General features: G+C 49.5%; 24 protein-coding genes and 1 other annotated feature. Of the genes, 3 read left to right on the forward strand and 21 right to left on the reverse strand.

All coding sequences use genetic code 11. The annotated features are described in order from the left end of the window. Window positions 1-533: 533 nt before the first annotated feature. The 11 genes from IEW11_RS20425 to IEW11_RS20475 form a co-directional block, all read right to left on the reverse strand. Complete coding sequence (locus tag IEW11_RS20425) at window positions 534-1,289, reverse strand: tRNA threonylcarbamoyladenosine dehydratase (protein ID WP_188532932.1); 756 nt, start codon at window positions 1,287-1,289, stop codon at window positions 534-536. 28 nt (window positions 1,290-1,317) lie between these two features. Continuing rightward, window positions 1,318-3,150, reverse strand: coding sequence for an aspartate--tRNA ligase (gene aspS, locus IEW11_RS20430; protein ID WP_188532933.1), 1,833 nt, complete (start codon window positions 3,148-3,150; stop codon window positions 1,318-1,320). Then, a complete protein-coding gene (gene hisS, locus IEW11_RS20435; RefSeq protein WP_188532934.1) occupies window positions 3,147-4,418 on the reverse strand; it encodes a histidine--tRNA ligase in 1,272 nt (423 codons plus the stop codon). The genes aspS and hisS overlap by 4 nt, the downstream gene beginning before the upstream one ends. A gap of 58 nt (window positions 4,419-4,476) precedes the next feature. After that, window positions 4,477-4,732: a binding site (T-box leader), on the reverse strand. Window positions 4,733-4,952: 220 nt separating this feature from the next. Then, the gene (locus IEW11_RS20440; RefSeq protein ID WP_188532935.1) at window positions 4,953-6,497 is read right to left on the reverse strand and encodes a coproporphyrinogen III oxidase; all 1,545 of its coding nucleotides are present in this window, start codon (window positions 6,495-6,497) and stop codon (window positions 4,953-4,955) included. Next, complete coding sequence (locus IEW11_RS20445; protein WP_188532936.1) at window positions 6,424-6,618, reverse strand: hypothetical protein; 195 nt, start codon at window positions 6,616-6,618, stop codon at window positions 6,424-6,426. Before IEW11_RS20445 ends, IEW11_RS20440 begins: the two co-directional genes overlap by 74 nt. Before the next feature lie 83 nt (window positions 6,619-6,701). Then, entirely contained in the window at window positions 6,702-7,145 is a 444-nt protein-coding gene (gene dtd / locus IEW11_RS20450; protein WP_188532937.1) for a D-aminoacyl-tRNA deacylase, read from the reverse strand. A gap of 26 nt (window positions 7,146-7,171) precedes the next feature. Beyond that, window positions 7,172-9,355 carry a RelA/SpoT family protein gene (locus tag IEW11_RS20455; protein ID WP_188532938.1) on the reverse strand — a complete coding sequence of 728 codons (2,184 nt, stop codon included), beginning with the start codon at window positions 9,353-9,355 and terminating at the stop codon, window positions 7,172-7,174. Window positions 9,356-9,529: 174 nt separating this feature from the next. After that, window positions 9,530-10,042, reverse strand: a complete 513-nt coding sequence (locus IEW11_RS20460; protein ID WP_188532939.1) for an adenine phosphoribosyltransferase — start codon at window positions 10,040-10,042, stop codon at window positions 9,530-9,532. A 16-nt stretch (window positions 10,043-10,058) separates the two neighbouring features. Continuing rightward, window positions 10,059-12,509: a single-stranded-DNA-specific exonuclease RecJ gene (recJ, locus tag IEW11_RS20465; protein WP_188532940.1), complete on the reverse strand. Its 2,451-nt coding sequence runs from the start codon at window positions 12,507-12,509 to the stop codon at window positions 10,059-10,061. Between the two features lie 49 nt (window positions 12,510-12,558). Next, window positions 12,559-13,467 carry a cation diffusion facilitator family transporter gene (locus IEW11_RS20470; RefSeq protein WP_188532941.1) on the reverse strand — a complete coding sequence of 303 codons (909 nt, stop codon included), beginning with the start codon at window positions 13,465-13,467 and terminating at the stop codon, window positions 12,559-12,561. Window positions 13,468-13,551: 84 nt separating this feature from the next. Continuing rightward, the gene (locus IEW11_RS20475) at window positions 13,552-13,791 is read right to left on the reverse strand and encodes a post-transcriptional regulator (protein ID WP_188532942.1); all 240 of its coding nucleotides are present in this window, start codon (window positions 13,789-13,791) and stop codon (window positions 13,552-13,554) included. Between the two features lie 156 nt (window positions 13,792-13,947). On the opposite strand from IEW11_RS20475, the gene spoVB reads away from it, so the two are divergent. Then, entirely contained in the window at window positions 13,948-15,513 is a 1,566-nt protein-coding gene (gene spoVB, locus IEW11_RS20480) for a stage V sporulation protein B (protein WP_188532943.1), read from the forward strand. A gap of 35 nt (window positions 15,514-15,548) precedes the next feature. On the opposite strand, the gene IEW11_RS20485 is transcribed toward spoVB, so the two are convergent. Next, window positions 15,549-16,268, reverse strand: a complete 720-nt coding sequence (locus IEW11_RS20485; RefSeq protein ID WP_188532944.1) for a YetF domain-containing protein — start codon at window positions 16,266-16,268, stop codon at window positions 15,549-15,551. A gap of 225 nt (window positions 16,269-16,493) precedes the next feature. Between IEW11_RS20485 and IEW11_RS20490 the strand changes: the two genes are divergently transcribed. After that, window positions 16,494-16,886, forward strand: coding sequence for a TIGR04086 family membrane protein (locus IEW11_RS20490; RefSeq protein WP_188532945.1), 393 nt, complete (start codon window positions 16,494-16,496; stop codon window positions 16,884-16,886). 54 nt (window positions 16,887-16,940) lie between these two features. Here the strand turns inward: IEW11_RS20490 and mnhG are convergent, their stop codons facing one another. The 7 genes from mnhG to IEW11_RS20525 are packed head-to-tail and all read right to left on the reverse strand — an operon-like array spanning window position 16,941 to window position 22,757. Continuing rightward, on the reverse strand, window positions 16,941-17,333 hold the full coding sequence (gene mnhG / locus IEW11_RS20495) for a monovalent cation/H(+) antiporter subunit G (RefSeq protein WP_188532946.1): 393 nt from the start codon (window positions 17,331-17,333) through the stop codon (window positions 16,941-16,943). Beyond that, the gene (locus IEW11_RS20500) at window positions 17,305-17,601 is read right to left on the reverse strand and encodes a Na(+)/H(+) antiporter subunit F1 (RefSeq protein WP_188532947.1); all 297 of its coding nucleotides are present in this window, start codon (window positions 17,599-17,601) and stop codon (window positions 17,305-17,307) included. The genes mnhG and IEW11_RS20500 overlap by 29 nt, the downstream gene beginning before the upstream one ends. Further along, window positions 17,601-18,077 carry a Na+/H+ antiporter subunit E gene (locus IEW11_RS20505; protein ID WP_188532948.1) on the reverse strand — a complete coding sequence of 159 codons (477 nt, stop codon included), beginning with the start codon at window positions 18,075-18,077 and terminating at the stop codon, window positions 17,601-17,603. Before IEW11_RS20505 ends, IEW11_RS20500 begins: the two co-directional genes overlap by 1 nt. A 7-nt stretch (window positions 18,078-18,084) precedes the next feature. Further along, window positions 18,085-19,560, reverse strand: coding sequence for a Na+/H+ antiporter subunit D (locus IEW11_RS20510; protein WP_188532949.1), 1,476 nt, complete (start codon window positions 19,558-19,560; stop codon window positions 18,085-18,087). Continuing rightward, window positions 19,553-19,891 (reverse strand): Na(+)/H(+) antiporter subunit C, encoded by a 339-nt coding sequence (locus IEW11_RS20515; RefSeq protein WP_188532950.1) that lies wholly within the window; start codon window positions 19,889-19,891, stop codon window positions 19,553-19,555. Before IEW11_RS20515 ends, IEW11_RS20510 begins: the two co-directional genes overlap by 8 nt. Window positions 19,892-19,893: 2 nt before the next feature. Continuing rightward, window positions 19,894-20,316, reverse strand: coding sequence for a Na(+)/H(+) antiporter subunit B (locus IEW11_RS20520; protein WP_188532951.1), 423 nt, complete (start codon window positions 20,314-20,316; stop codon window positions 19,894-19,896). Beyond that, complete coding sequence (locus IEW11_RS20525; RefSeq protein WP_188532952.1) at window positions 20,316-22,757, reverse strand: Na+/H+ antiporter subunit A; 2,442 nt, start codon at window positions 22,755-22,757, stop codon at window positions 20,316-20,318. Before IEW11_RS20525 ends, IEW11_RS20520 begins: the two co-directional genes overlap by 1 nt. A 242-nt stretch (window positions 22,758-22,999) precedes the next feature. Between IEW11_RS20525 and IEW11_RS20530 the strand changes: the two genes are divergently transcribed. Beyond that, window positions 23,000-23,236, forward strand: coding sequence for a hypothetical protein (locus IEW11_RS20530; RefSeq protein ID WP_188532953.1), 237 nt, complete (start codon window positions 23,000-23,002; stop codon window positions 23,234-23,236). Window positions 23,237-23,356: 120 nt separating this feature from the next. Here IEW11_RS20530 and IEW11_RS20535 read toward each other — a convergent pair whose 3' ends face one another. Further along, window positions 23,357-23,839, reverse strand: a complete 483-nt coding sequence (locus tag IEW11_RS20535; protein ID WP_188532954.1) for a CcdC family protein — start codon at window positions 23,837-23,839, stop codon at window positions 23,357-23,359. A 92-nt stretch (window positions 23,840-23,931) separates the two neighbouring features. Beyond that, entirely contained in the window at window positions 23,932-24,828 is an 897-nt protein-coding gene (locus IEW11_RS20540; RefSeq protein ID WP_188532955.1) for an alpha/beta fold hydrolase, read from the reverse strand. Window positions 24,829-24,892 lie beyond the last annotated feature (64 nt).

A 24,892-nucleotide genomic window follows, 5' to 3' on the forward strand; every position in this document is an offset into this window, starting at 1 on the left:
CCTTGAGGGCTTATAGAGGGTCTTTTTACGAAGAGTTGTTTCGTGCAGGGGAGGGTCTCCCCAGTTCACTGCCTCCTCTTTCATACCATGCCGTTTCCCTTACGCCGGAGGATTCTTCACTGCCGATCCAAGTTCTGAGCAGCTTCCATGGCCTTCGTCCAAAAATGCGGGACTCGGCATCCTCTCTTCCCTCTTGCGAGGCCTTTTTGACGACGCGGCAGAATTCACTTTATGTTACGGCCTGGTACATTGCTCGCCCCATCTCCGACGGGTACTTTCGTCGATACGCTTCTACGCACAGATTTCGCCATACGCAGGTATCCTAGCTGCACAGGGGCTTGGCCCCTCCTGTGACCGGACTTTCACCGGCTAGAGAATGCGTGCTTAGCTGGGCACGCCATTAATCAAAAAGGCGAAGACAGCCGGATCACCTCCGGCCTCTTCACCTTAAATTGTAACTATGGAACAGTATCCTTTTTCCTGCGGATTCCTCAAGCCCAACCGCAGCTTTTTGATCGATGCATCATTTCGGCTTATACCGGAACATTCCCTTTTTCCAGCAGATCTTTAACAACAACGCTAACCATAATTAGGCCTGCGACAGGCGGCACGAACGCATTGCTTGCCGGCGGCTGCTGCGCTTTGCGGATTTCCGGGGCATTCTCCGGTACAATGCGCTGTGTTACATCCTCACGGGGCTTCTGCGGCTCCTCTGTCGAGAATACGACCTTGACGCCTTTCTTAATGCCGTCCTTGCGCAGCTTCTGCCTGACTACCCTGGCTATCGGGTCCATCGATGTTTTGGAAATATCTGCGACCTGAAACCTGGTCGGGTCCATCTTGTTCGCCGCGCCCATGCTGGAAATGATCGGAATCTTCCGTTCCAGGCATTGTTTGATCAGGTGTATTTTATATATAATCGTGTCCGAAGCATCGATGACATAATCCAGGTCATAAGCAAACAGCTGTTCATACGTTTCTTCCGTATAAAACATCCGCAGTGAGATTGCGTCGCACTCCGGGTTGATCAGCTTGATCCGGTCACGCATCAGATCAGCCTTGGGCTGTCCTACCGTCGTTGTCAAAGCATGAATCTGCCGGTTGATATTCGTAATATCGACAACATCCTTGTCGATCAGAATAATGCGTCCCACACCGGTACGAGCCAGCGCCTCGGCGGCGATGGAACCTACACCGCCGATTCCCAGCACCGCAACCGTACTGCCCTTCATAAGATTCAGCCCTTCAGGGCCGATGGCAAGCTCCGTACGGGAAAATTGATTCAGCATTGATGAACCGCTCCTTTCCTCGCTTAACTTATAGGCCCTTTGCAGCTGTCTCCGCAGCGCTGCCTGCTGCTTCAGGAGCCGCTGCAGGCTTCGCGCCCGGTTTGGGCACCGTGCGGATATGCAGCTGTTCGAGTTGAGACAGCTCGACACGTGAAGGAGCGTCGCTTAGCAGGTCCGTTGCGCTTGCTGTTTTAGGGAACGCAATCGTTTCACGCAGGTTCGTGCTTCCCGAGAGCAGCATAACCAAACGGTCAAATCCAAATGCAATTCCGCCGTGAGGTGGCGTTCCGTATTCGAACGCGTCGAGCAGGAAGCCGAATTTCTCATGCGCTTCCTCAGGTGAGAACCCAAGCGCTCCGAACATTTTCTCCTGCACTTCACGTTTGAAGATCCGCATCGATCCGCCGCCGACTTCATAACCGTTCAGTACGAGGTCATACGCTTGAGCGCGGATCTGACCCGGATCGGAATCGAACAGATGCACATCATCCTCGTTCGGACGTGTGAACGGATGATGCTCGGCTACATAACGTTTCGCTTCCTCATCCCAGCCTAACAGCGGGAAATCAACGACCCAGGCAAATTTGAATTGTTTCTCGTCGATGAGGCCCAGGTCTTTACCGATCTTCAGGCGCAGGTTGCCCAGAACGTCGGCAACAACCTTTTTCTTGTCTGCGGAGAACAACAGCAGGTCGCCTTCCTCTACCGCTAAACGTTCTGTTAGTGCAGCAATTTCCTCCGGCTTGAAAAATTTGACGATCGGGCCGCGCCATTCGCCTTCCTTCACCGTTACCCACGCCAATCCTTTGCCGCCGTAACGTGCCGCGAACGGCTGCAGGTCATCCAGCTCTTTCCGGCTCCAAGTCGCGCAGCCTTTCGCGTTAAGCGCTTTGACGACGCCGCCGCTTGCCGCCACATTAGCGAACACTTTCACTTCGCTGCCCGCCACGATATCTGTGATGTCTTCCATTTCCAAACCGAATCGAAGATCCGGCTTGTCAGAGCCGTATTTGTTCATTGCATCCGCATAAGTGATCCGTTGGAAAGGCGCCTGCAGTTCTGCTCCGACCGTTTCACGGAACAGCTTCACCATCAGCTCTTCCATCAAGGAAAGCAGCTGGTCCTGCGCCAGGAACGATGTCTCGATATCCACTTGCGTAAATTCCGGTTGGCGGTCCGCACGCAGATCCTCATCACGGAAGCAGCGCGCAATTTGATAGTAACGCTCCAAACCGCCCACCATCAGCAGCTGCTTGAAAATTTGCGGCGATTGCGGCAGCGCGAAAAATTCTTCTGGATGAACGCGGCTCGGCACCAGATAGTCACGGGCGCCTTCAGGCGTGCTCTTGGTCAAAATCGGCGTTTCCACTTCCACGAATTGCTCGCCGTCGAGGAAATCGCGGAATATTTTTGCCGCCTTCGAGCGGAGCAGCAGCGTTTTTTGCATCTCAGGTCGGCGCAGGTCAAGATAACGATATTTCAAGCGCAGCGATTCATCCACATCAACGCCGTCTTCAATCGGAAACGGAGGGGTTTTCGCAGCGTTCATCACTTCGATTTCCGTTACACGAACTTCGATCTCGCCAGTCGCCAGGTTTGCGTTAAAGGTTTCCGGATCACGTTCAACCACTTGGCCGGTAACAGCCAATACATATTCGTTGCGCGCACGGTCGGCAACTTCCAGCGCTTCTCCGGAGAAGTCCGGGTTAAACACGATTTGCACAATGCCGCTGCGGTCGCGCAGATCAATAAACAATACGCCGCCAAGGTCACGCCGGCGCTGTACCCATCCGTTCAAAGTAACGGTCTGTCCTACATCCGCTTTCGTCAGTTTTCCGCAATGGTGAGTTTTCAACATCATTTTACATCCAATCCTTTCAAATGGTTTAAGAATTCATCGGCAAGCTGTTCAAGCGGTACCATCCGCTGCTGGCCGGTCGTCATATCTTTCAAAGCGATCTCGCCTTTGGCAAGTTCGTCCTCGCCAAGGATAGCCGTAAAGCGGACGTTCAGGCGGTCTGCCGACTTCATCTGCGCTTTCATCTTCCGCCCTTGGTAATCCCGTTCGCCGGAAATTCCACGCAAGCGCAGCCCGTGCAGCAGCTTCGTCACTTCTTGATCTGCCGCTTCTCCCAAGCCGACGAGATAGACGTCGAGACGTCCCCGCGACTGCTGCCCGGCTTCTTGGTGCTGGAGCAGCATGATCGTGCGCTCCAGTCCGATGCCAAGGCCTACGCCAGGCTGATCCGGACCGCCGATATCGGCAACAAGCCCGTTGTAACGGCCTCCGCCTCCGATCGTATCGATGGCGCCAATTCCCTCTGCTTTGTACTCAAATGCAGTATGGGTATAATAGTCTAACCCTCTGACCAGCCTCGGATTGATCGAGAAGGGAATGCCCATCCCTGTCAAATGCGACTGCAGCTTCTCAAAATGAGTTGCGCACTCTTCATCCAAGCTGTCCAGGATCGATGGCGCGCCTTCAAAATGCGCTTGATCCACCTTACAATCCAGAACGCGCAGCGGATTGCGTTCGATCCGGGACTGACAATCCTTGCAAAGCAGTTCCCGTTTAGGCATTAGAAATGCTAACAGCCGCTCGCGAAAAATGCTTCGTACCTCCGGTGTACCGACGGAATTGATCTCGACACGTACGCCTTTAAGCCCAACCTCCGTATAAAAGGTATAACCTAAGGCAATGACTTCGGCGTCGAGAGCAGGATCGACAGCTCCGAGCGCCTCCACGCCAAATTGGTGAAACTGCCGGTATCTTCCGGCTTGCTGGCGCTCATATCGAAACATTGGGCCGATGTAATACAGCTTGGAAACATCCGGCTCGCCGTATATTTTATTCTCGACATAGGCCCGTACCGCTCCTGCCGTTCCTTCCGGCCTTAACGTTACGCTGCGTCCGCCGCGGTCCGTAAAGGTATACATTTCCTTCTCGACGATATCCGTCGTTTCGCCTACGCCGCGCTGATACAGTTCTGTCGCCTCAAACATCGGCGTGCGAATTTCCCGAAAGTTAAACCGTCTGCAAATATCGCGCGCTTTCTCTTCTACAATCTGCCATGCTTCCACCTGCTGCGGCAAAATATCCTGTGTTCCGGGTGCCTTCTGAAAACCCATGCGCTTCCCTCCGACCTCTTTTGAAAATAAAAAAACTCCCATCCCCGGCATTCATCATGCCAGGGACGAGAGATTATACTCCCGTGGTACCACCCACATTCCGGATCTAATAACAGATCCGCTCTTGCGGTTAACGCCCGCTACACGCAACCGGCTACTGACAACTACATCGATCGGAATGCCGATCATACGGTCCTGTTCGCCGTTTGTTCTCCGGGAGGTCTGTTCATCCATCCACCATAAGGACGCTTGCAGCCAGGGCGTCCCTCTCTGGGTATGTGTTACGGATTACTTGTTCCCATCATGGAATCGATTCGTAAACATTTTGCTGATAATTGATTTTACCCGCCTTATCCAGCAAAGTCAAGTTTAAATGCGCTTATTATAAACAGGCAGAAAAAAACCTACAAAGTGAATTGTAGGTCCAAAGTGAAATATATTTTAAAAAAGGGGGTCGACAATTATTATAGACTGGACATATTAAGAAGAGATGTTAGCAATATTACAATTGAATTACAAAAAATAAAGCGTTTCCTAGCTCTGAACGCCAACCGCTGAGGGCGCATACAGCTTTTCCAGCGTTTGAAGCTTCGCTTCGGTATATTGAAGATACGTTTCGTTATAAGCTTTAGGTTCCTTCGGATTGGCAAGGCGGGTGATGACTCCGGTAACCGGATCGACCCATTTGCTTGAAGCTCCACAGCCAAGGCCGATAATTGACTGCATTTCCTCGATAATTAATATATTATAGAGACTTTCCATGCCTGGCTTGGCATAGCCCACATTTTCCAAATTACCGAGGATATTCTTCTGGCGGTACAAATAATAAGGCACATAGCCAAATGTATCCGTCCACCGAATGGCTCGTTCCATCATCTGGTTGATCTCATCGCGCGAGGCCACTTTATATTTGCCTGTTCCGCGATGCTGAGTCATCTCGGAGGCCCGCTTGAACGACAGCGTATGCACAGTTAAGGATTCAGGCATCAGCTTTGCCGTTTCAGCCAGCGTGTGCTCGAATTCAGCGATGCCTTCACCCGGCAGCCCGATGATCAAATCCATATTGATATTATCCATTCCGGTTGCCCTTGCAAGCTCGAATTTATCCACTGTTTCTTCTACTGAATGGTGCCTGCCGATCAAGTCCAATGTTTCTTGGGTATACGATTGCGGATTTATGCTGATCCGGTGAATGCCCCACTTCAGCAAAACAGACAGCTTTTCCGGGGTGATCGTATCCGGCCGGCCGGCTTCTACCGTAATTTCTCGCACCTGGTCCACATCCGGGAACGAATCATACATTTCCTTGTAAAGGGCATCCATCTCTTCTGCCGTAATGCTCGTCGGCGTACCACCTCCGAAATAAATCGTCGTAACACGGATCCCATGCTCCTTTAACCATTTCCCGACCTCCCGCATCTCATGATGCAGGCCGCCCAGGAAACCATTCACCGAGCCTTGGCGCCCATTTATGTCGTATGCCGGGAAGGTGCAGTATGCACATTTGGTCGGACAAAAAGGGATGCCGATATAGATGCTGACCTCGCCCCGCAATTGATACAGATCAGGAATCGCGGTCAGCTGCCGCTCCACAATCCGCTGCATTAAAGCGATCTTCTCATCTGCGATCAGATAATCCTCTTGCAGCTCTTTATGAATGAGCTCCTGCCTGATTCCCCGCTTTGTCCGCTCATGCATCAGCTTGGTCGGCCTAATGCCTGTCAGTATGCCCCACGGCTGTATGATGCCTGTAGAACGTTGCAGCACGTCAAGCAGTGCATGGCACAGCGCCTGCTTTAAAATCTTGCGGCCTTCCTCGCTGGTCAGGGATGCATCCTTGCCAAGCTGTCTGGCATGCTCCGCTTCCAACTGCTGCTCCTGCGGTTTCAGGCTCAGGACAGCTTTGGCTGTGATCTTATTATCCGCCTTTGCAGCACTCAAGACGAGCTCCACATCCACTTCCGGATCACTACCGCTCTCCGGACTATATGAAATGACCGGATGCTCAAAAAAAAGGCCGACGATATTCGACAGCGTCCGCTCGAAAGCCGGCTCCGCCGATCGGATATGCACGCGCATCTTCATTTCCCCTTTGTAATCCGTCCTCCAAGGGCGACAGCGCGAGCGCTTCTCTGCGTTCTTGATTCAGCAAACGCCCCGCGCCCCGGATGACGCCTAATTCTTTGCCAGATTGACGCATAACGGCCGGTTCACTCCTTTCACCAGAAAGTTGGTTCTTCTTTCTAGTGTTTACCGGGCCGTTGCATTCTAATCCTTATGTTCTTATTGCCGACTGTCGAGTATTAGGGTTACCGGCCCCCAATTGACAAGCGAAACGTCCATCATTGCCCCAAACCGTCCTGTCTCTACTGGCAATCCGATTTCTTGCATATTGCGGTTAAACAAATCATACAACCGCTCCGCCAATTCCGGCTTGGCCGCATTCATGAAGTTCGGGCGCCGTCCTTTCCGGCAATCGCCGTACAACGTAAATTGGGATACCGACAGAATCTGACCGCCGATATCCTGAACCGAATGATTCATTTTGCCGGCTTCATCTTCAAAAATACGAAGCCCCGCCACTTTGTCAGCCATCCAGCGGACATCGCTTTCCGTATCCTCATGAGTGATTCCGACTAACAGCACCAACCCTTGATTAATCGCGCCTACCGTATCGCCATCTATAGTAACAGACGCAGCCTTGCTGCGCTGTACAACCACTTTCACCTATAGCCCCCCGTTCTTCCTTGCCCTTATTGCATAATTCGCTGAACTGAATAGACGTCCTGCACGCGTTTAATCTTCTCTACTACCGCCTGAAGATGCTCAATATTGCGGATCAGAATCGTCATATGGATCATCGCCAGCTTATTTTTATCGGACCGTCCGGAAACTGCGGCGATATTGGTCTTACTTTCCGACACGGCCTGCAGCACCTCATTAAGCAAACCGCGGCGGTCATGGCCGGTAATTTCAATATCCACGCTGTAATTCGCCTCTACCGACTGCGCCCAATCCACCTCGATAACGCGCGCCGCTTCTTCACCCTCGGTTCCGAGCGGAATGTTCGCGCAATCCGACCGATGTACGGAAACGCCGCGGCCACGCGTAATGTATCCGATAATGTTATCGCCAGGCACAGGATTACAGCACCGCGCGAACCGGACAAGCAGGTTATCGACGCCTTTTACGGTCACACCGTGCGTAGGCCGGTTTTTTTTCTCGCTGGAGGAAGCTTTGACCTCTTTAATTTCGCTTGTCAGCTCAATCTGATTGGCTTCTTCCGTCTCTTTGCGCAGCTTTTCCGTCAGCCTCGTACAGATTTGAGCTGCAGTAATGCCGCCAAAGCCGATTGCGGAGAGCATGTCCTCAATATCATTAAACGTAAACTTCCCTGCGACTTCCTGCAGCTTGTCGTCAGACATCCATGCTGACGGCTCCAAGCCTAACCGCTTCAGCTCGCGCTCCAGCAGCTCCTTGCCTTTCGTTACGTTTTCTTCGCGGCGCTCCTTCTTGAACCATTGCTTGATTTTGCTGCGGGCATGAGAGGATTGCGCAATCTTCACCCAATCCTGGCTAGGACCATAGGAATGCTTGGATGTTAAAATTTCGATAATATCTCCTGTTTTCAGCTTATGATCAAGCGGGACAATCCGACCGTTTACTTTGGCGCCGATCGTCCGATTGCCAACCTCCGTATGAACACGATAAGCGAAATCGAGCGGAACGGAACCGGCAGGCAGCTCGAACACTTCACCCTTAGGCGTGAACACAAACACGAGATCGGAGAAAAAGTCCATCTTGAGAGATTCCATAAATTCAGCGGCATCTCTGGTTTCATTCTGAAGCTCCAAAATTTCCCGGAACCATGACATTTTGTCCCCGAAGCTGCCTTCCGGAACGACCGTTCCTTCTTTATATGCCCAATGGGCGGCAATCCCGTATTCGCTCGTCCGGTGCATATCCCATGTGCGGATCTGAACCTCTGTCGGTTCTCCGTTCGGTCCGATCACCGTTGTATGCAGGGACTGGTACATATTCGCTTTTGGCATTGCGATATAGTCCTTGAAACGGCCTGGCATCGGGCGCCATAACGTATGAATGATACCTAAGGTAGCGTAACAATCTTTAATATTGTCAACGATGATCCGAATCGCCAGTAAATCATAAATTTCATTAAACTGCTTATTCTTGCCGGTCATTTTCTTGTAGATGCTGTATATATGTTTAGGGCGTCCGGAAATATCGCCGCTTATGTCCATTTCATCCAGCTTTTCATTGATCCGATGAATGACATCATCGATATGCTGTTCCCGTTCCGCACGTTTCTTCTTCATCAGATTAGCGATACGGTAATACTGCTGCGGATTCAGATAGCGAAGCGCGATATCTTCCATTTCCCACTTGATCGCGGAAATACCAAGCCGGTGCGCAATCGGACAGAAAATTTCCAGCGTTTCGTAGGCAATGCGCCGCTGCGCCTCCTCCGACTGAAATTTTAAGGTCCTCATATTATGGAGACGATCAGCGAGTTTGATCAAGATGACACGAATATCCTGCGCCATCGCGACAAACATTTTCCGGTAGTTTTCATTTTGCTGCTCTTCTTTGGATCTGAACTGAATTTTCTCCAGCTTTGTTAAGCCGTCAACAAGCATGGCACAGGTTTCGCCAAAGCGAACCCGCACTTCCTCAAGCGCAACGGTAGTGTCCTCAACGACATCATGAAGCAATGCAGCGATGATCGATATGACATCCATCTGCATATTCACCAATATATCTGCAACGGCAACCGGATGAAGAATATACGGTTCTCCCGATTTTCGCACTTGGCCGTGATGGGCTTGCTCGGCAAAATCGTAGGCTTCCCGAATGCGCTGTAAATCTTGTTCTTTTAGATAGGCCGCCGCCTTTTCGAGTAACTGCTCTATGCCCATGAAACGTCCCTTTCCGAAAAAGAGTCCTCACGAAGAAAGAATCTTGCATTTTCCGAGTTTTCTAATATTATGCCTGTTATGGCAGGCAGCCGTCAACTGCCACCCATGGATGGGCAAAAGAAAAGACCCGCTGTATGAGCTTCGGATGCTCATTAACGGGTCTGTGATGATTGTTTAATACGTAATAAGCGAGAAAACTTCGATTCCGTCCAGTTTTTCCCTGCCTGTCAAATAACCGAGCTCAATGAGAAATGCCGCGCCGACCACTTCCCCGCCTAATTGCCGGATCAAATTGATTGTCGTGTTGATCGTGCCTCCGGTTGCAAGCAAGTCATCGGCGATCAGTACTTTCTGTCCTGGTGTAATGGAATCTTTATGAAGCGCAAGCCTGTCTTTTCCATATTCCAGATCATAACCGGCCTCGACAGTTTCACCCGGCAGCTTACCGCTTTTGCGGATGGGCACAAAACCGACCCCGAGCGACAGCGCGAGCGGCGCGCCCACTACAAAACCGCGTGCCTCCGGTCCAGTGATGACATCAATTTCAAGATGTTGAACCTTTTCCTTCATCGCATCAATTGCCGCTTTATAAGCTTGGCCATCCTTCAACAGCGTCGTTATATCTTTAAATCGAATGCCAGGCTGCGGGAAATCCGGGATAACGCGAATATAATCTTTGAAATTCATAACTTTCATTTCTCCTTTATACGATCACAAATGATTTTTGTTCACTTATTTTTGTTTTCAACTGTAAAGCAATCCAATCGGCAAACTCTTGATAGGATGCAAAAAGGACTTGGTCGGCTTCCGATTGCTCAAGCGCATTCCGGTAAGCTGTGGATTCGGATAACTCACGTTTATGCGGCGCAGGGTTTACATATACATTCCCCTCGCGAAACGCGATAAATTCGAGCTCCTCAAAAACACGCAGCATCATAGAAACGACTTCCTTATCCCATCCGATCATGCCGCTTAGCTTGGCAGGCAGTTGTGCGGCATGAAGGGCCGAAGCCGGCAAACGGCGGACCGTTTGGTAAATCTCCGCAAAATGCTGGCGCTGCGGAAAACCGGCACGCTGACGCCGGTCTTCGCGGTACAGCGCGACGACTGATTCCAATCCGCTGCACGCTTGCAGTATGTGAGACAACTTGGCTGCGGAAGGCGGCTTTTGAAGAAGCAGCAATTCCGTGCATGCAAGCTCGGCAGGCAATGTATCGTAATCCATGCAAATGACCTGCATGGAGTCTTCCGCTGTGCGCACGCCTGTTTCATCGTTCACACACACTGCTGCCGCCGTCTCCGCCCAAGCGGGATTGGATCCGACTACGACCGCAGTTCGATTATTCCTTGAGCGGTCGATCTGCTGCTCCAACCATTTGTTCATCGTCCGTACAGGATCGCTATCGTTCCGGTAATCGAACAGCTGCACATGACTCACCTGCATGTCGCCAATCATCAATTGAGGCTTTCGGTTTCCATTCCATTCATTGACCGCCAGCTCTCCGAGAATATCCGCTTTTACGCCAGGCGATAATCGCGCTGCCGTGCTGCCGCTTCCGAAACTGATCGCTTCGAGCCTCTTTGCTTGATGGAGCAAGGATAACCTAAGATGTTTTCCATCCTTGCCCATCGTGCGGCTCTCTTCGACTTCGACCCCGCGGAACAATAATTTCGGCGAAGGATTTCCAGCGCCGAACGGCTCCAGCAAAGACAGGCTTTCAATCGTCTCCAATCCGGCTTCTTGAATGGTGCTCACAACATCGATCGTCGTTTTGCGTATCCAATCCTCCGCAGTCAGCCATTGATCAGCTAACTGGCTTAATTTATGCTCAAACTCCGGCAAGCGGTCCCGGTGCAGGCTCATGCCAGCCGCCGCCTGATGTCCGCCATAATGAGACATCAAATCTGCGCATTCGGTCAAAGCCGCGTACAGATCAAATCCGTCAATCGATCGCGCCGATCCTTTGCACATTCCCGAATCTGAATCGATTCCCAATATAATCGTCGGACGATAGTGCTTCTCAATCATCTTAGAGGCGACGACGCCGATCACACCGACGTTCCAGCCTTCCACGGCCAGCACAATGACCGAAGGCTCCTTTTCCCCCGCTTCTTTGCATGCGGACTTTTTCGAGATCCACAGCTCATCCGCCTGTCCGACCATTTCATCGACAATCTGCTGACGCTGCTTATTAAGATGGTCGAGCCGCAGAGCGCAAGCATAAGCCTCATCGGGATCATCTGTCGTGAGCAGCAGCACCGCACCGTCGGCATGCTCCAGCCGGCCGCTTGCATTGATGCGGGGCGCCATTCCAAACGCGACATTCGTAGAAGTTACACGGTCTAACTCGATGCCCGCCGCCTCCGCTAACGATTGGAACCCGACATTATTCGTCTGTCTCATCTGCTCCAACCCGCGTTTGACAAGGTAGCGATTCTCACCGGTCAACGGCATCAGATCAGCGATCGTGCCAAGCGCGGTAATGTCCGCCCACTCGAACGGCGGCTTGCCAAGCAGTGCTTGCCCAAGCTTAAAAGCAACGCCTGCGCCTGCTAATCCTTTATAAGGATAAGGACAGTCCGCCTGCTTCGGATTAACGATCGCACAGGCTTCGGGCAGCAGCTCCGGAGGCTCATGATGATCTGTCACAATGACGTCGATATGTAAGCTTCTCGCGTATTGGATCTGTTCTACCGCACTGATGCCTGTATCAACGGTTACAATTAAGGTAACGCCAGCCGCAGCCGCTTTATCAATCGCTGCGGCGTTGAGGCCATAACCTTCGAGGTGGCGATGCGGAATATAATAATCAAAATGAAGGCCAAGCTTGGTGAACAGCCTGATCATAAACGATGTGCTGGATACGCCATCAGCATCATAATCGCCATAGATCCGGATTTTCTCGCCCCTTTGTTCAGCCAGGCGAATCCGTTCAACCGCTTCTTTCATTCCTTTGAACAAGAAGGGATCGTGAAGCTCCTCATCTCCCCCATATAAGAAGGCATGGGCCGCTGCGCTGTCTGATATCCCTCGCTTTACCAGCAGCCTGGCTACGAGCGGCGGCAGGTTCAAGCTTGCCGTAAGCGCCGATGCCTGCTCACACTGCTGGCCGCTTTCCTCCTCCAGCATCCACCTCGTTTTAGGGTGAATCACGTTCGCTTTCCCCTCCTTTTGTCATCCCTTTGATTTCTTCTTTGACGAACTACTGCAGCAGTGTCGGCATATGCTCCTGGTTCGGATCATGGTTGGAACGGTAAGGATAGCCCGGGTCGTAAGGATCCACCGAAATCGTGACATCGGTCACATGGATGAAACGCTTGAGCAGCAATTCTTTCACCCTTTTGGCGATTTCATGGCCTTCCAGTACCGATATTCTCGGGTTAACGCTGATGCGAAGGTCGACAACAACGTAATGTCCCTGTTCCCAAGCTCTTAATTCCTCAACGGTAATCACACCTTCGATCCGCTGAATCACTTCCATCAATTCATCTGCGTCTTCTTCCTGCAGCCCGAGCTTGCGTCCGGGGTTAACGGAACGCGTAATCAAGCGATATCCGCTCATCACAACAATAACCGCGATCACAACGGCTGCTGCCGGATCCAGATAGAACAGCAATGAAAGTGACAGCAAATGTCCTAAATAAGCGCCGCCAGTGCCAATAAGCGCCAAGATCGAAGCATACAGATCGACCCCGCGCTCCTTGAGCGGCAGCAGAAATTCCTTCACCAAAAAAACGATCATAACGGCGAGTGCCGCAAAGGGCTGTGGTGCTTCTGTAATCCCTGTAACAACTGAGCGGATTGCAGAAATAGCAATTTCCAGACCAAGTAACAGCAGGACAACTGAAATAAAGATTTGAACAACCGTTCCGGTACGGCTCTGATCGGCAGGCTTGCTCCGATGATCCGCCTGTCTATTGGTCCTGCGCAGCCCGGAAACAGCAGCGAAGCTCTCAGCAGCCTCCGAAGCGGAACGGACAGCATCAGCCAACAATGCGGCGCTTCCCGTTAATCCACCGGTTACTCCCTTGATCAGCGCCAAACAGGCATTAGCGATCATTCCGGTCTTTGCAGTAGATTCCGCCTCCGCATAACGCTGCTTGGTTCCCATAGTTGATATTCTCCCCTTTAAGTTGTCAATATTCCTATTATAACGACGCCCTAAAATCGAGTCAAAAAAAGAGCCCATTTCATATTAGAAATGGGTTCCGCGGAACGCGCTCAGCGTCATGAAATTCATAAATTTCGTCACTTTTAACGACAAAATATCATTGACCATCTGGTGCAGCGCGGGCTGACCGTTCTTGTGATACTTATCACTGACACATTCCCATATCTCTTTGCCGGTCACATGCTCGTACCCGAACATCCGAAACTCTTCAGCTTTGCTCTCGCACAGCGATTCGATTATTTGATTCAATTCCTCTTCCGTCATCGCACGTGCCCTCCTTCTTTACTGCTCCCATACATCTTCGCTATGCTTACGCCAAATTCCTGCCTGCAATCAGGCTGTATCCAAAATTGACAGACATGGAATAGGACAAACATCGCATATGATGTTTTAAACGGCAGGAAAGACGGGGGAACGATCGTGACAAAGCAAACCTTTATTAAAGGCGCCATGATATTATTAATCGCCGGTCTCATTAATCGCATTCTCGGTTTTATCCCGCGCATTGCGCTTCCTCGCATTATCGGTGCTGAAGGCGTTGGATTATATCAGCTCGGATATCCGTTTCTGATTGTTATGCTGACTTTGATTACCGGGGGTATTCCGCTGGCGGTTGCCAAAAGCACTGCTGAAGCGCAGTCTCAGGGAGATATCGCGAAGGTCAAGCAGATTCTTCGCACAGCTCTAACCGTAACTGCCCTGCTTTCACTGATCTTCACGGCATTGATGCTGATGCTCGCGCCATGGATTACAACTCATGTGCTGCCCGACTCACGCGTCTATCATTCCTTTATTTTTATGACGCCAATGCTGCTTTTGATTGCGATGTCATCCGTTTATCGGGGTCATTTCCAAGGCAAACAAAATATGATACCTACCGCATTATCACAAATTATCGAAACCTTATTTCGCATTATCTTTGTTTTGTTCTTTGCTAAGCTCATGCTGCCGTGGGGACTGGAATGGGGCGCGGCCGGAGCCATGCTCGGAGGGGTGATCGGCGAATTTTGCGGCTTGGCAGTCCTTCTGCTGCAATTCGCGATAGACAAGCGCAAGAAAACAATCTCAGATATGAAGCACTCCTTGACTGCGGCAGACCCGGCTTCCGTTCCCGTCTTGCGAAGCCTGCTGCGAGTATCGATACCCGTTACGTTAAGCAAGATGGTCGGTTCACTTTCTTACTTGTTCGAATCGATCCTCATTGCTCGAAGCCTGGCGCTTGCAGGAATCGCTACCGGCATCGCTACAGCACAGTACGGCTCGCTTCAGGGCATGATTATCCCGATTGTGCTTCTCCCTACAGCGTTAACCTATTCGTTATCGGTATCGCTCGTCCCCTCCTTATCCGAAGCCGCAGCGCGCGGGGACAGAGCGATCATTCATAAGCGCCTTCATCAATCGATGCGGCTTGCGCTTGTAAGCGGCGCTCCCTTTGTCGTTGCGATGTGGCTGCTCGCAGAACCGATCTGCCGCGTGCTGTTTCACCATCCCGAAATTGCACCCATGCTGCGTATGATGGCTCCTGTCGCGTTGTTCATTTATTTGCAAGCCCCGCTGCAAGCGGCGCTGCAAGCATTGGATAAACCGGGCACAGCGTTGAAAAACACGTTTATTGGTGCAGCAATCAAGCTCATTCTCATCATGCAGCTTGCATCCAAGCCTGAGTTTGGCATTTACGGCGCGCTGATCGCAATAAATGTCAATATCGTACTCGTTACCCTGCTGCATTACATGAGCGTTCTTCGTTTCGTCGGTTTCCGCATGAGGCTGCTTGATTTTGTGAAGGTAGGCGCGGCTATGGTAATTATGGGTGCCGTTTTAAAATGGACGATGAACAGGCTGCCTGTAATCACGGAATGGCTGAATGCCTCCGCTTCTTTTTTCGCCGGCCTGATTGTGTACCTTCTGCTCATGATCGCGATGAAGATCATTGATAAAAATGATGTCATTCGAATCCCGATTATTGGGCGTTGGTTCAAATCATAAAACGCGGCAAAGCCTTGACCGCCTTTTACCGGCAGTCAAGGCTTTGGAGTTTGCTTCGTATCCACGAACATTTTCCCTTTATGGTCCAGCGTACACAGAAATACGTCTTTCAAGTCTCGTATCCCCTGCTGGCGCAGCTGGTTTTTTAACCAAAAACGGTTTTTTTCCAGCTTCTCAAGATTTTCATCCTGTACCTTACCGTCCATAATGAGCGGGATCGGCAAAATCTCATACCTAAATTTCGGTGGAATGACACGTTCCTCGCGATCATTATCTTTCAAGCTTTTGTTGTCTTTCGAGCTGCTCTTGTCTTTTTCTACGACGGACAGCTTGCCGCTTGTTTCCAGAATCGCAAACTCCACATCGGAGACCGAAGCCACTTTATTCTCCCGCAGCTGCAGCATCAAATCATCCAAATTGTAGCGCTGCTTGCGCATTGTATCGCGGTTAAGCTTACCCTTAGCGATAATGACGCTTGGCTTCCCGTCAAACCATAACCGCAATGTCCTGCTTTTCAATGTAAGGAAAGCAATGCCCACCTGGACCAAAAATAATGCAATCATCGGCAGTATTCCCTCGAGTATTGGACGATTCGGGTCCTCAATAACCAGAACCGCGATTTCTGCAATCATAACGGAAATGACCAGGTCAAATACGGTAAGTTTTCCAATTTCCCGCTTCCCCATAAACCGCATCACAAGAAACACGACGAAGTAAATCAACACTGTGCGTACCAGAATGATCGTGATATCCATCTTGGAAACCGCCCCCTTTGACTTTCACATATGCCAAGAAGCATATGACGTCTGCAAGGAATAGTGTCACCGAAGCCGAAAGGAACCATGCGGCTGTCTGACTGATGAAATAATGGCAATCAGTAAATCGGAATGGTCACTTGTACTATTTTTATCGTCCATGCCATATGCTGTTAGCAATAAACAGTTGTCCACTACAAGGATGAAACGAAAGGAGTGCAAGGAATGAATAGTCCGATTAAAAATGTGCCTAAAGTTCGCATTGCTTCGCCGCTGCTTGCCGGTATCGTTTATGCCTTTATTTGGCTCTGCGGATGTGCGCTTGTCTTGTCGCTTGCCCTTCATTTCAGCGGGCTAAAGGAATCCGAGCTGCCGCAGTATACGTTTTTCATTCATGCGTTATGCGCGCTAGCCGGAGGTTTTGTCGCGGGAAAACGGTCCGGTCGCAAGGGCTGGTATCACGGGGGAATGCTTGGCCTCTGTTACGGCATTACTCTGCTGCTGGTCAGCTTCCTGGCTATGGATACTGCCATATCGGTCCGCAGCTTGATGCTCCTTGCCCTCACAGCTGCAGCAGCCGCCATCGGGGGCATGATCGGCATCAACGCAAAAAAATAACCTAAACGGACAAAACGCCGGAATCCATCCTCAAAAGATGAATTCCGGCATTTGTTATTCCGCAGGCTCGTGCAGCTCTTCATGATGCTTGCCTTGGTTCATTGCAATTTTAAGATCGTCCTGCACGCTTTTTTCCCACATTGGAACACCTGAAAAATATGCTGACCGGTCAATCAAATGGCTTGCGACGGGTGCGGTAATAAATACAAACACGATGCCCAGCAATAATTTCGCACTTACATGGCCTTCATATAGGATGAAATACAGAAAAGCGGCGAACAGCACACACAGGATGCCAAGGGTTGCCGTCTTCGTAGCGGCATGTGATCGTAAATAAACGTCAGGAAGCCGAATGAGTCCGAAGGTGCTTAATACGCTTAACACCGCCCCGAACAGCACAAGGAAAGCGATGGACCATTCACCGATCGTTATTAGTATCTGTCCCATTCTCAATAACGACTCCCTTCTGAATGTATTTGGAGAACGCCACCGTGCCCAGAAAGGCAAGAATACCGATTAGCAATATAACTTCCAGATAAGCTTGTGTACGCTGGATCATAGAGAGAATGGCTACGATACCGATCAAATTCATGCCAATCGTATCCAGAGCAATCACCCGATCCGGCATCGAAGGGCCGACCAGCACGCGGTAAGCACATCCCAAAGAAGATAACGCGAGTATAATGAGTGAAGTGAGCAGAATCGCATCCAACATTAACGCATCACCTCCATAATTGCCTTTTCGAAGGAGCCTTTAATTTGCTGTACCAGCAGATTCTTGTCCGTTATATCCATTGCGTGAATATATAACGTCCTTTTATCCGGGGAAACCTCCAGCAGCAGTGTTCCAGGCGTCAGTGTGATTAGGAGCGCTAATGCCGTAATTTCCCCATCCGTCCTTAAGTCAGTTTCAAGTGAGAAAATACCCGGATGAATATTCAGCTCTGGACGCAATATCTCCCGAATGACTACAAAGCTGGAATGCACAAGCTCTTTCAGAAATAACAATAACAGATAAATAAACGCCCCTACACGCCGCATATAAAAGCGTTCGTTAAAAAATCTCCGCAGCGCATAGATAAATAACATACCGATAATAAATCCGACCAAAAATTGCAGGAATGTCCATTCGCTGCTAAGGAACATCCACACAAATGCGATGATCAGGTTCAGTACAAATTGAAATGCCATCCCTCATCTACTCCTTTAACACCGCTTGGATGTACTGCTGTGGTTCTGCCAGCACTTCAGCTGCCATTGAGACATAAGGATATACCCACTCCGCGCCTACGCCTAGGAAAATAACCAGTACGGTCAAACAGACCGAAGGAGCCAGCAGTCCTTTTACGGAAACCTTAGGTTGAACACCCGACTTCTCCTCTCCCCAGAAGGCAGACATGAATATTTTCATCATCGAGTAGAGCATAAGCAGTGAGGATGCCAAGCCGATCCCGGATATCCAGTACCATCCATCCTCCAGGCCTCCGCGAACAATCAGCAGCTTCCCGATAAACCCGCTTAAAGGGGGCACTCCGACAAGCGCCATCGCAGCCACGAAGAACAGCCAGCCCAGCAGAGGGTAACGTTTGATCAGGCCGCCCATCTCTCTAAGCTGTTCCGTCCCCGCCACCGCAATCAAGGTTCCGCCGAGCAGGAACAGCAAAGCTTTTACAACCATATCGTGAATAAGATAAAAGATCGTGCCTTCAAGTGCGGAAGTGTTAGCAATTGCTACTCCAAAGACAATGAAGCCGATTCCGGCGATGATGTTGTAGATCAAAATGCGATTCACGTCTTTATAGGCAACGGCCCCGATAACGCCTAGTATCATCGTAACTGCTGCAAGTCCGCCAATCAGCACATGGGTTATCCCCTGGTCATGATAAAAAACAAGAGTAAATAAACGAACAATTGCGTATACGCCTACCTTTGTCAGCAGCCCTCCGAACAAAGCGGTTACGGCTGTAGCCGGTACACTGTATGAGCCTGGAAGCCAGAAAAAGAGCAACAAACCCGCCTTAAGGCCGAACACGATAAGAAATAATACTGAAATAATCGTCAGCATGCCGCCTTGCCCCGCTTCAGCGACACGTTCGGATAAATGCGCCAAATTTAGCGTCCCTACCGTGCCGTATAAATAAGCGACGGAAGCAACAAACAGCGCTGAAGAAAAAATATTAATTAAAATGTACTTTATGGACTCTCTGAGCTGACGCTTCGTCCCCCCCAATACGATAAGGGCGTAAGAGGAAATAAGCATCACTTCAAAACAGACGAACAGATTAAAAATATCGCCCGTCAGAAAAGACCCAATGACCCCTACCAGCAGAAAATGAAAGAACGGGTAAAAATAATACTTTTCCTTCTCCTTGCCGATTGTGCGGTAAGCGAAAAACAGACAAGCGGCACCAACTATGTTTGTAGTTAGCACAAGCAATGCGGCGAACATGTCCGATACGAAAACAATTCCGTACGGTGCCAGCCATCCGCTCAAATTCAGGGTTAGAATCCCCTCCAGGTAAACCTGATGCACGATATAGGCAGACATTGCTATATTCCCAAGTACGCTTATTCCGCCAATCCAACGCTGTACAGCCGCTTGCTTTTGAAAAAAGACAAGCAGAATCGCTGTGAACAGCGGGATCAGCAGCGGCATGATAATGATATTACTCATCGTCTCCTCCCCTTAACTCTTCCATATTGTCTGTCCCCAGCTCTTGGTATGCCCGGTAGGCAAGCACGAAGAAGAAAGAGGTGACGCCAAAGTTAATGACAATCGATGTAAGGATCAATGCTTGCGGCAATGGATCTGTATACGCTGCAGCTTCTTGGCCGAGCAGCGGAGCTGCCCCCGTCTTGAGACGGGACATCGTTAAGAGAAGCAGATGAACGCCATGCGTAATCAATGAAGTGCCCAGTATGATGCGCAGCAAGCTGCGTGACAAAATAAGGTAGGTACCGACCATAAACAAAACGCCGGTAGCGATTGACATCATAATTTCCATCGCTATGTATCCTCCCCTATCGATAAAATGATCGTCATCGTTACACCCACTACCGCCAAATAAACGCCCAGATCAAACAATACAGCCGTGGCTAGCTCTGTCTTCCCGAGCAGCGGCAGGTCAAAATATCCGAATGTGTGGCTAAGAAACGGGACATCGAACACAAAGGATCCAACACCTGTCAGGACAGCCAACAGCAATCCCAATGCTGTAAGCACCCGATAATTCACTGGAATAACCTTGCGGACCGTTTTCAAATCAAACGCGAGCGCAAGCAGCACCAGAGCAGATGCCGACATTAATCCGCCAATAAAGCCTCCACCGGGATTATGATGTCCGGCAAAGAACAAATAAGCGGAAAATGTAATGATAATGAAAAGGATAATTTTCGTTGATGTTTGCAATATGACATCACCGTTGTTCATTACGCTTTCCCTCCTTTGTCCGTTTTTGTCCGTCCATGACGCTTGTCCAATGGTTCATCGGTATGCCGAAGTTTAATCATGCTGTAGATCCCAAGGGAAGCGATCCCGAGCACCATGATTTCAAGCAAAGTATCAAAGCCCCGGAAATCAACGAGAATGACGTTTACAACATTGTTCCCGCCGGCCGAATTATAACTCTCTTCAAGATAATACTTTGAAATCGAATCAAACAATCGATTATTGGTCACAGCCAGCGCGATGGCCGTAACAATGACGCCCACTCCTACTGAAATGATCGCATTCGTCAGCTTAAACGGAATCGAAGTGATCTCTTTTCTCAGCTTGGGAAGATGGTAGAAACATAACAGGAACAACGTTACGGATACAGTTTCTACGATCATCTGTGTCAGTGCCAGATCCGGTGCGCTTAAGATAACGAAAAACAACACGATCATGTAACCAACCGCTCCGACCAGTATAATCGCAGTTAATCTTTTTTGGGCAAATGGCACGGCGAGCGTCGCGGCAACCAATACTGCCGTTAACACAACTTCGTAAATAGACAGCTCTGCAAGCTCGGCATTCCGCCAATTGAACACATCAAGCTTGAACAGCAAATAGCCAAGTACAGCAATGAAAAAAGCGAAAATGTAGATCATATAATGACGGATGGAACCTGTCATATAGCTGTTCGTCATTCGCAAAGAGCTATTTTCAAGTGTGCTCAATGCACGATCATATAGGCGATTAAAGCTTAGTTTACCTGGCAGCACATTGTACACCTTCTGCCACCTTTGAAGTGTCAGGTACAGTAAAACGCCAATCCCAACCACGCCGATTGTCATGAACAATTCTGTAGACCAACCATGCCAAAAGCTGATTTTGACGATAAATTCATCGGCCAATGAAGGCAAAATCGAGACCATCGCCGGTTCAATAATGGAATAAGCGAGCAGGTTTGGAAACAGACCGAATACAATAACAAGCGAGGCCAGCACAGCCGGCGGCAGCAGCATGCCAAGCGGCGCCTCGTGCGGTTTTTTCTCCAGCTTCTCCGGCTGGTACTTCCCCGTAAAGGTTTTGAACACGATAATCATGCTGTAAACAAACGTTAATATACTTGCTAACCAAGCCACGACCGGTATCAGCACACCAACCGACTGTACGTTAAAGATGTCCAGCTGTGAAGCTTTAAGTACGGCTGTAAAGAACATTTCTTTACTTAGAAACCCGTTAAACGGCGGCAGCCCAGCCATAGAGAAGGTTCCGATCAAGGCCAAGGTAAAGGTAATCGGCATCAGCGACATCAAGCCGCCCAGCTTACGGATATCCCGCGTCCCTGTCTCGTGATCAACAATACCGGCCACCATGAACAACGCCCCTTTGAACGTTGCATGATTAATTAAGTGGAAGATGGCAGCAGTGATGGCGCCTGTGTAAATCGCTGATTGCTCCCCGTAACCGAAATAAACGGCAGCCGAGCCTAAACCAAGCAGTGACATGATTAAGCCTAACTGGCTGATCGTGGAAAACGCGAGGATTGCTTTCAGATCGGTTTGCTTGACTGCGGAATAAGAGCCCCACATCAGCGTCACAAGGCCGAATCCGGATACGAGCCAGAACCAAGTGGCGTCACCAGCGAAAATCGGGCTCAATCTTGCTACCAGATAGATGCCGGCTTTTACCATCGTTGCCGAGTGCAAATAAGCACTGACAGGCGTAGGTGCCTCCATGGCATCCGGAAGCCAGATATGGAAAGGGAATTGAGCGGATTTGGTAAATGCGCCCAGCAAAACAAGCAGCATCGCAGGGATAAACAAGCTATGCTCTGTCACTGTCCCCAGTTCCGCAATAATTTCTCTCACGCTGAAGCTGCCGGACATGATGTAGAGCAAAATAAATCCGGCAAGCATGGCAAAACCGCCAAAGACCGTAATTAACATCGATTTTAAAGCCCCGTAACGCGATCTCTCACGCTGGTACCAGAATGCGATGAGAAGGAATGACGAAAGGCTTGTCAATTCCCAAAATCCATAGAGCACGATCAGATTATCGGATAAAACAACCCCGAGCATCGCGCCCATGAAGATCAGCAAGTAAACATAGAAGCGGTGAATTGCTTCCTTGTCTTTGGACATGTAATAAATGGAATAGAGAACGACAAGTGAGCCAATCCCGGTTATAAGCAGTGAGAATAACAGACTCAATCCGTCTAGATAGGCCGTAAAATGAATGTTAAGCGAAGGAATCCATGGAATCGATTCCTCTATCACCCGTCCGTCCTGGACCTGAGAAATGCGCTGCAAAAAATAAGTGAGCAGCAGTACTGGCACGGGCAGGACAAACCACCCGGTGTGCAGCTTGTTTATGTACTTGTGGAGCAGCGGCACGATGACCGCAAAAGCAAAAGGCAGTAAGATTACAGCATGAAGCAGAGACAACCGTCATACCCCCATTCGAATACTATCTATACTATTTGCAAAACGCCTCAAACAAATCATGTCAATTATACACGAGGCGAATATTAATAATAAACTCTTCTTTCCCATTTAACCAAATTCATCCGCATCCCTTCAGCCTCTCGCTTTTACAGATGCACTCCCATTTCCAATGCAACAGTATAAAAACAAAGCGGTAATGTCCATTCTATATAGAAACAGCTTTAAGCAAGGAGTGATCTCAAATGATCATAAAAAAAGCAGCCGCTTGCGCCGCCGTTTTCATCGTGTTGCTGTTATGGGGCTGGCTGGCTGATCGAAACAGCCGTAATGTTGATCTGTATTACACAGATATTATGAAGGAGTATAACATCTATTCTGGAGAAACACCGAAACGTCTGGATCGTTTTCAACCGCGCGAGTATGTTCGTCTCATTCGGTACGGTGACATGTGGATACCTGAAAAAATTGCTGGTGAATGAATACAGTGCGCTAAAAATGGTTCTGTTATAATACGCATCAGCGGGCAATTTGGTTTCATTTTTTTAAAGAAATATAAAAAACAAGCTGTCTCCTGACACTTTCGGCCTGCTCCTTACATACTAGGTTTGCAGCTTTTGCAGCCGGAGAAATTCACTTAACATCGCGATCCGCCAAGGGATAATCATGCCGAAAGCGAGCAAATAGAAAATGGCGCCTGTCTGCGGAATCGTCATATAGTGCTCCACAACGTTATGAAGCGCGAGCCTTATGATGAACAGAGCAAGGATGATAAAAATAAACGCTTTTGAACGAATGACAAATATATCCGAATCTCTTTTTTCCAGTCTGGTCGTAACGATAAGCGGAAATGCAAATATAAGCATCCCCGTACCGAACGCGGAAAGCCCCCAGATCCAGGGAATATGCATCATCGGCAACGCAAACATAATAAATCCGGTTGCCATCCCGATTGGCGGCATAATGATCTTTTTTAAAGTGGTCGGTTGTTTCGTCGCTCTCAGTCGAAGGATGATTAAAGTCATCCCGGCGACGACCGACAGCACGATGGAACCGACTTGTATAAGCGGTGTTGTTTGAAGCATGGAACTCCTCCGTCTCCAGGCCCATTGATAGCCCAGCAACTAAATCGTACATCATAACAATCGGCGCTGCAACCGGCTATCCGATACATGGGCTATAGACGTCCAAATGGAGGACTGTGAGACTCCGTAAATTTTGTTGTCTCAAGCTGGGATTGATCTTCAAACATAAATGCTTTCGGCGTGACAATAGGCGCTGTGCCTTTATGGTTTATATTATACTGATGCACCCGAATCCAGCGTCTGATGATTTCATTCATCTCGTCGGCTGCTTTAGTCGGAAGCTGATGCTTCTCATCCTCGAAGATCATGAGATCATATCGGGTTAACCCTTCCTGAAGCTTTTTCCGATAGCGCTTAAAGCTCCAATCCTTCTTCCCGTACAACAGAAGCACCGGCGCTTTGATGAGCGATAAGTTTTTTGTGCAGCTGTAGCCCAGGCTATATTTGTAGTATTGATTAATATTAGCGACATTGCCGCGTTTGGAATCCCGAAGCAAGTTTCTAAACGTCTTTACACCGTCCGAGTTGCCCCATGTTATCCCCAGCATCAGCAAACGAATTGCCGCTTTCCATCGCGACAAGCCAACCGCAATGCGAATCCGGTTCTTAAGCACAAAATCACTCACTTCAGACATCGCGCTTACCATAATTCCGCCCATAAACCGTTCCGGGTGTGTCAGCATCGCTTCTAAAGCAATGGAACCGCCTGTAGAATAACCGCAAATATACGCCTGTTTAATTTTCAGCCGATCCATCAGCTGCTTCATGTCTTCGACAATCAGCTCATATGTAATCGGAACATTAGATCTTCCGCTCTGGCCGTGTCCCCTGATATCGAAGGTAATGACCTGGAACTCATTCGAAAGCTGTACCTGCTGATACCGAAAGTTGGCGCTTGTTAATAACGGCGGGTGAATAAATAGAATCGGAATGCCTTCTCCTTGTACTCGGTAATGCATAACAGCTCCATTTATATTTTCCAATGGCATTGCTCATTTCACTCCCCATGCGTAATGGATCTGGACGTCTGCAGCTTCATAAGAGATGACGGAC

The sequence above is a fragment of the Paenibacillus abyssi genome, from assembly GCF_014640295.1.
Taxonomy (GTDB): Bacteria; Bacillota; Bacilli; order Paenibacillales; family Paenibacillaceae; genus Paenibacillus_D; species Paenibacillus_D abyssi.

Excerpts from the sequence above, each read along its gene's own strand:
- IEW11_RS20500 (WP_188532947.1), bottom strand. The coding sequence starts at position 17,601 with ATGTTGGATGCGATTCTGCTCACTTCACTCATTATACTCGCGTTATCT.
- IEW11_RS20490 (WP_188532945.1), top strand. The coding sequence starts at position 16,494 with ATGAATAGTCCGATTAAAAATGTGCCTAAAGTTCGCATTGCTTCGCCG.
- IEW11_RS20445 (WP_188532936.1), bottom strand. The coding sequence starts at position 6,618 with ATGCGTCAATCTGGCAAAGAATTAGGCGTCATCCGGGGCGCGGGGCGT.
- IEW11_RS20535 (WP_188532954.1), bottom strand. The coding sequence starts at position 23,839 with ATGCTTCAAACAACACCGCTTATACAAGTCGGTTCCATCGTGCTGTCG.
- IEW11_RS20470 (WP_188532941.1), bottom strand. The coding sequence starts at position 13,467 with ATGGGAACCAAGCAGCGTTATGCGGAGGCGGAATCTACTGCAAAGACC.
- IEW11_RS20520 (WP_188532951.1), bottom strand. The coding sequence starts at position 20,316 with ATGAACAACGGTGATGTCATATTGCAAACATCAACGAAAATTATCCTT.
- IEW11_RS20475 (WP_188532942.1), bottom strand. The coding sequence starts at position 13,791 with ATGACGGAAGAGGAATTGAATCAAATAATCGAATCGCTGTGCGAGAGC.
- IEW11_RS20455 (WP_188532938.1), bottom strand. The coding sequence starts at position 9,355 with ATGGGCATAGAGCAGTTACTCGAAAAGGCGGCGGCCTATCTAAAAGAA.
- IEW11_RS20540 (WP_188532955.1), bottom strand. The coding sequence starts at position 24,828 with ATGCCATTGGAAAATATAAATGGAGCTGTTATGCATTACCGAGTACAA.
- IEW11_RS20485 (WP_188532944.1), bottom strand. The coding sequence starts at position 16,268 with ATGGATATCACGATCATTCTGGTACGCACAGTGTTGATTTACTTCGTC.
- IEW11_RS20460 (WP_188532939.1), bottom strand. The coding sequence starts at position 10,042 with ATGAATTTCAAAGATTATATTCGCGTTATCCCGGATTTCCCGCAGCCT.
- IEW11_RS20515 (WP_188532950.1), bottom strand. The coding sequence starts at position 19,891 with ATGGAAATTATGATGTCAATCGCTACCGGCGTTTTGTTTATGGTCGGT.
- IEW11_RS20530 (WP_188532953.1), top strand. The coding sequence starts at position 23,000 with ATGATCATAAAAAAAGCAGCCGCTTGCGCCGCCGTTTTCATCGTGTTG.
- IEW11_RS20425 (WP_188532932.1), bottom strand. The coding sequence starts at position 1,289 with ATGCTGAATCAATTTTCCCGTACGGAGCTTGCCATCGGCCCTGAAGGG.
- IEW11_RS20510 (WP_188532949.1), bottom strand. The coding sequence starts at position 19,560 with ATGAGTAATATCATTATCATGCCGCTGCTGATCCCGCTGTTCACAGCG.
- hisS (WP_188532934.1), bottom strand. The coding sequence starts at position 4,418 with ATGGGTTTTCAGAAGGCACCCGGAACACAGGATATTTTGCCGCAGCAG.
- aspS (WP_188532933.1), bottom strand. The coding sequence starts at position 3,150 with ATGATGTTGAAAACTCACCATTGCGGAAAACTGACGAAAGCGGATGTA.
- IEW11_RS20505 (WP_188532948.1), bottom strand. The coding sequence starts at position 18,077 with ATGGCATTTCAATTTGTACTGAACCTGATCATCGCATTTGTGTGGATG.
- IEW11_RS20440 (WP_188532935.1), bottom strand. The coding sequence starts at position 6,497 with ATGCGCGTGCATATCCGATCGGCGGAGCCGGCTTTCGAGCGGACGCTG.
- mnhG (WP_188532946.1), bottom strand. The coding sequence starts at position 17,333 with ATGGGACAGATACTAATAACGATCGGTGAATGGTCCATCGCTTTCCTT.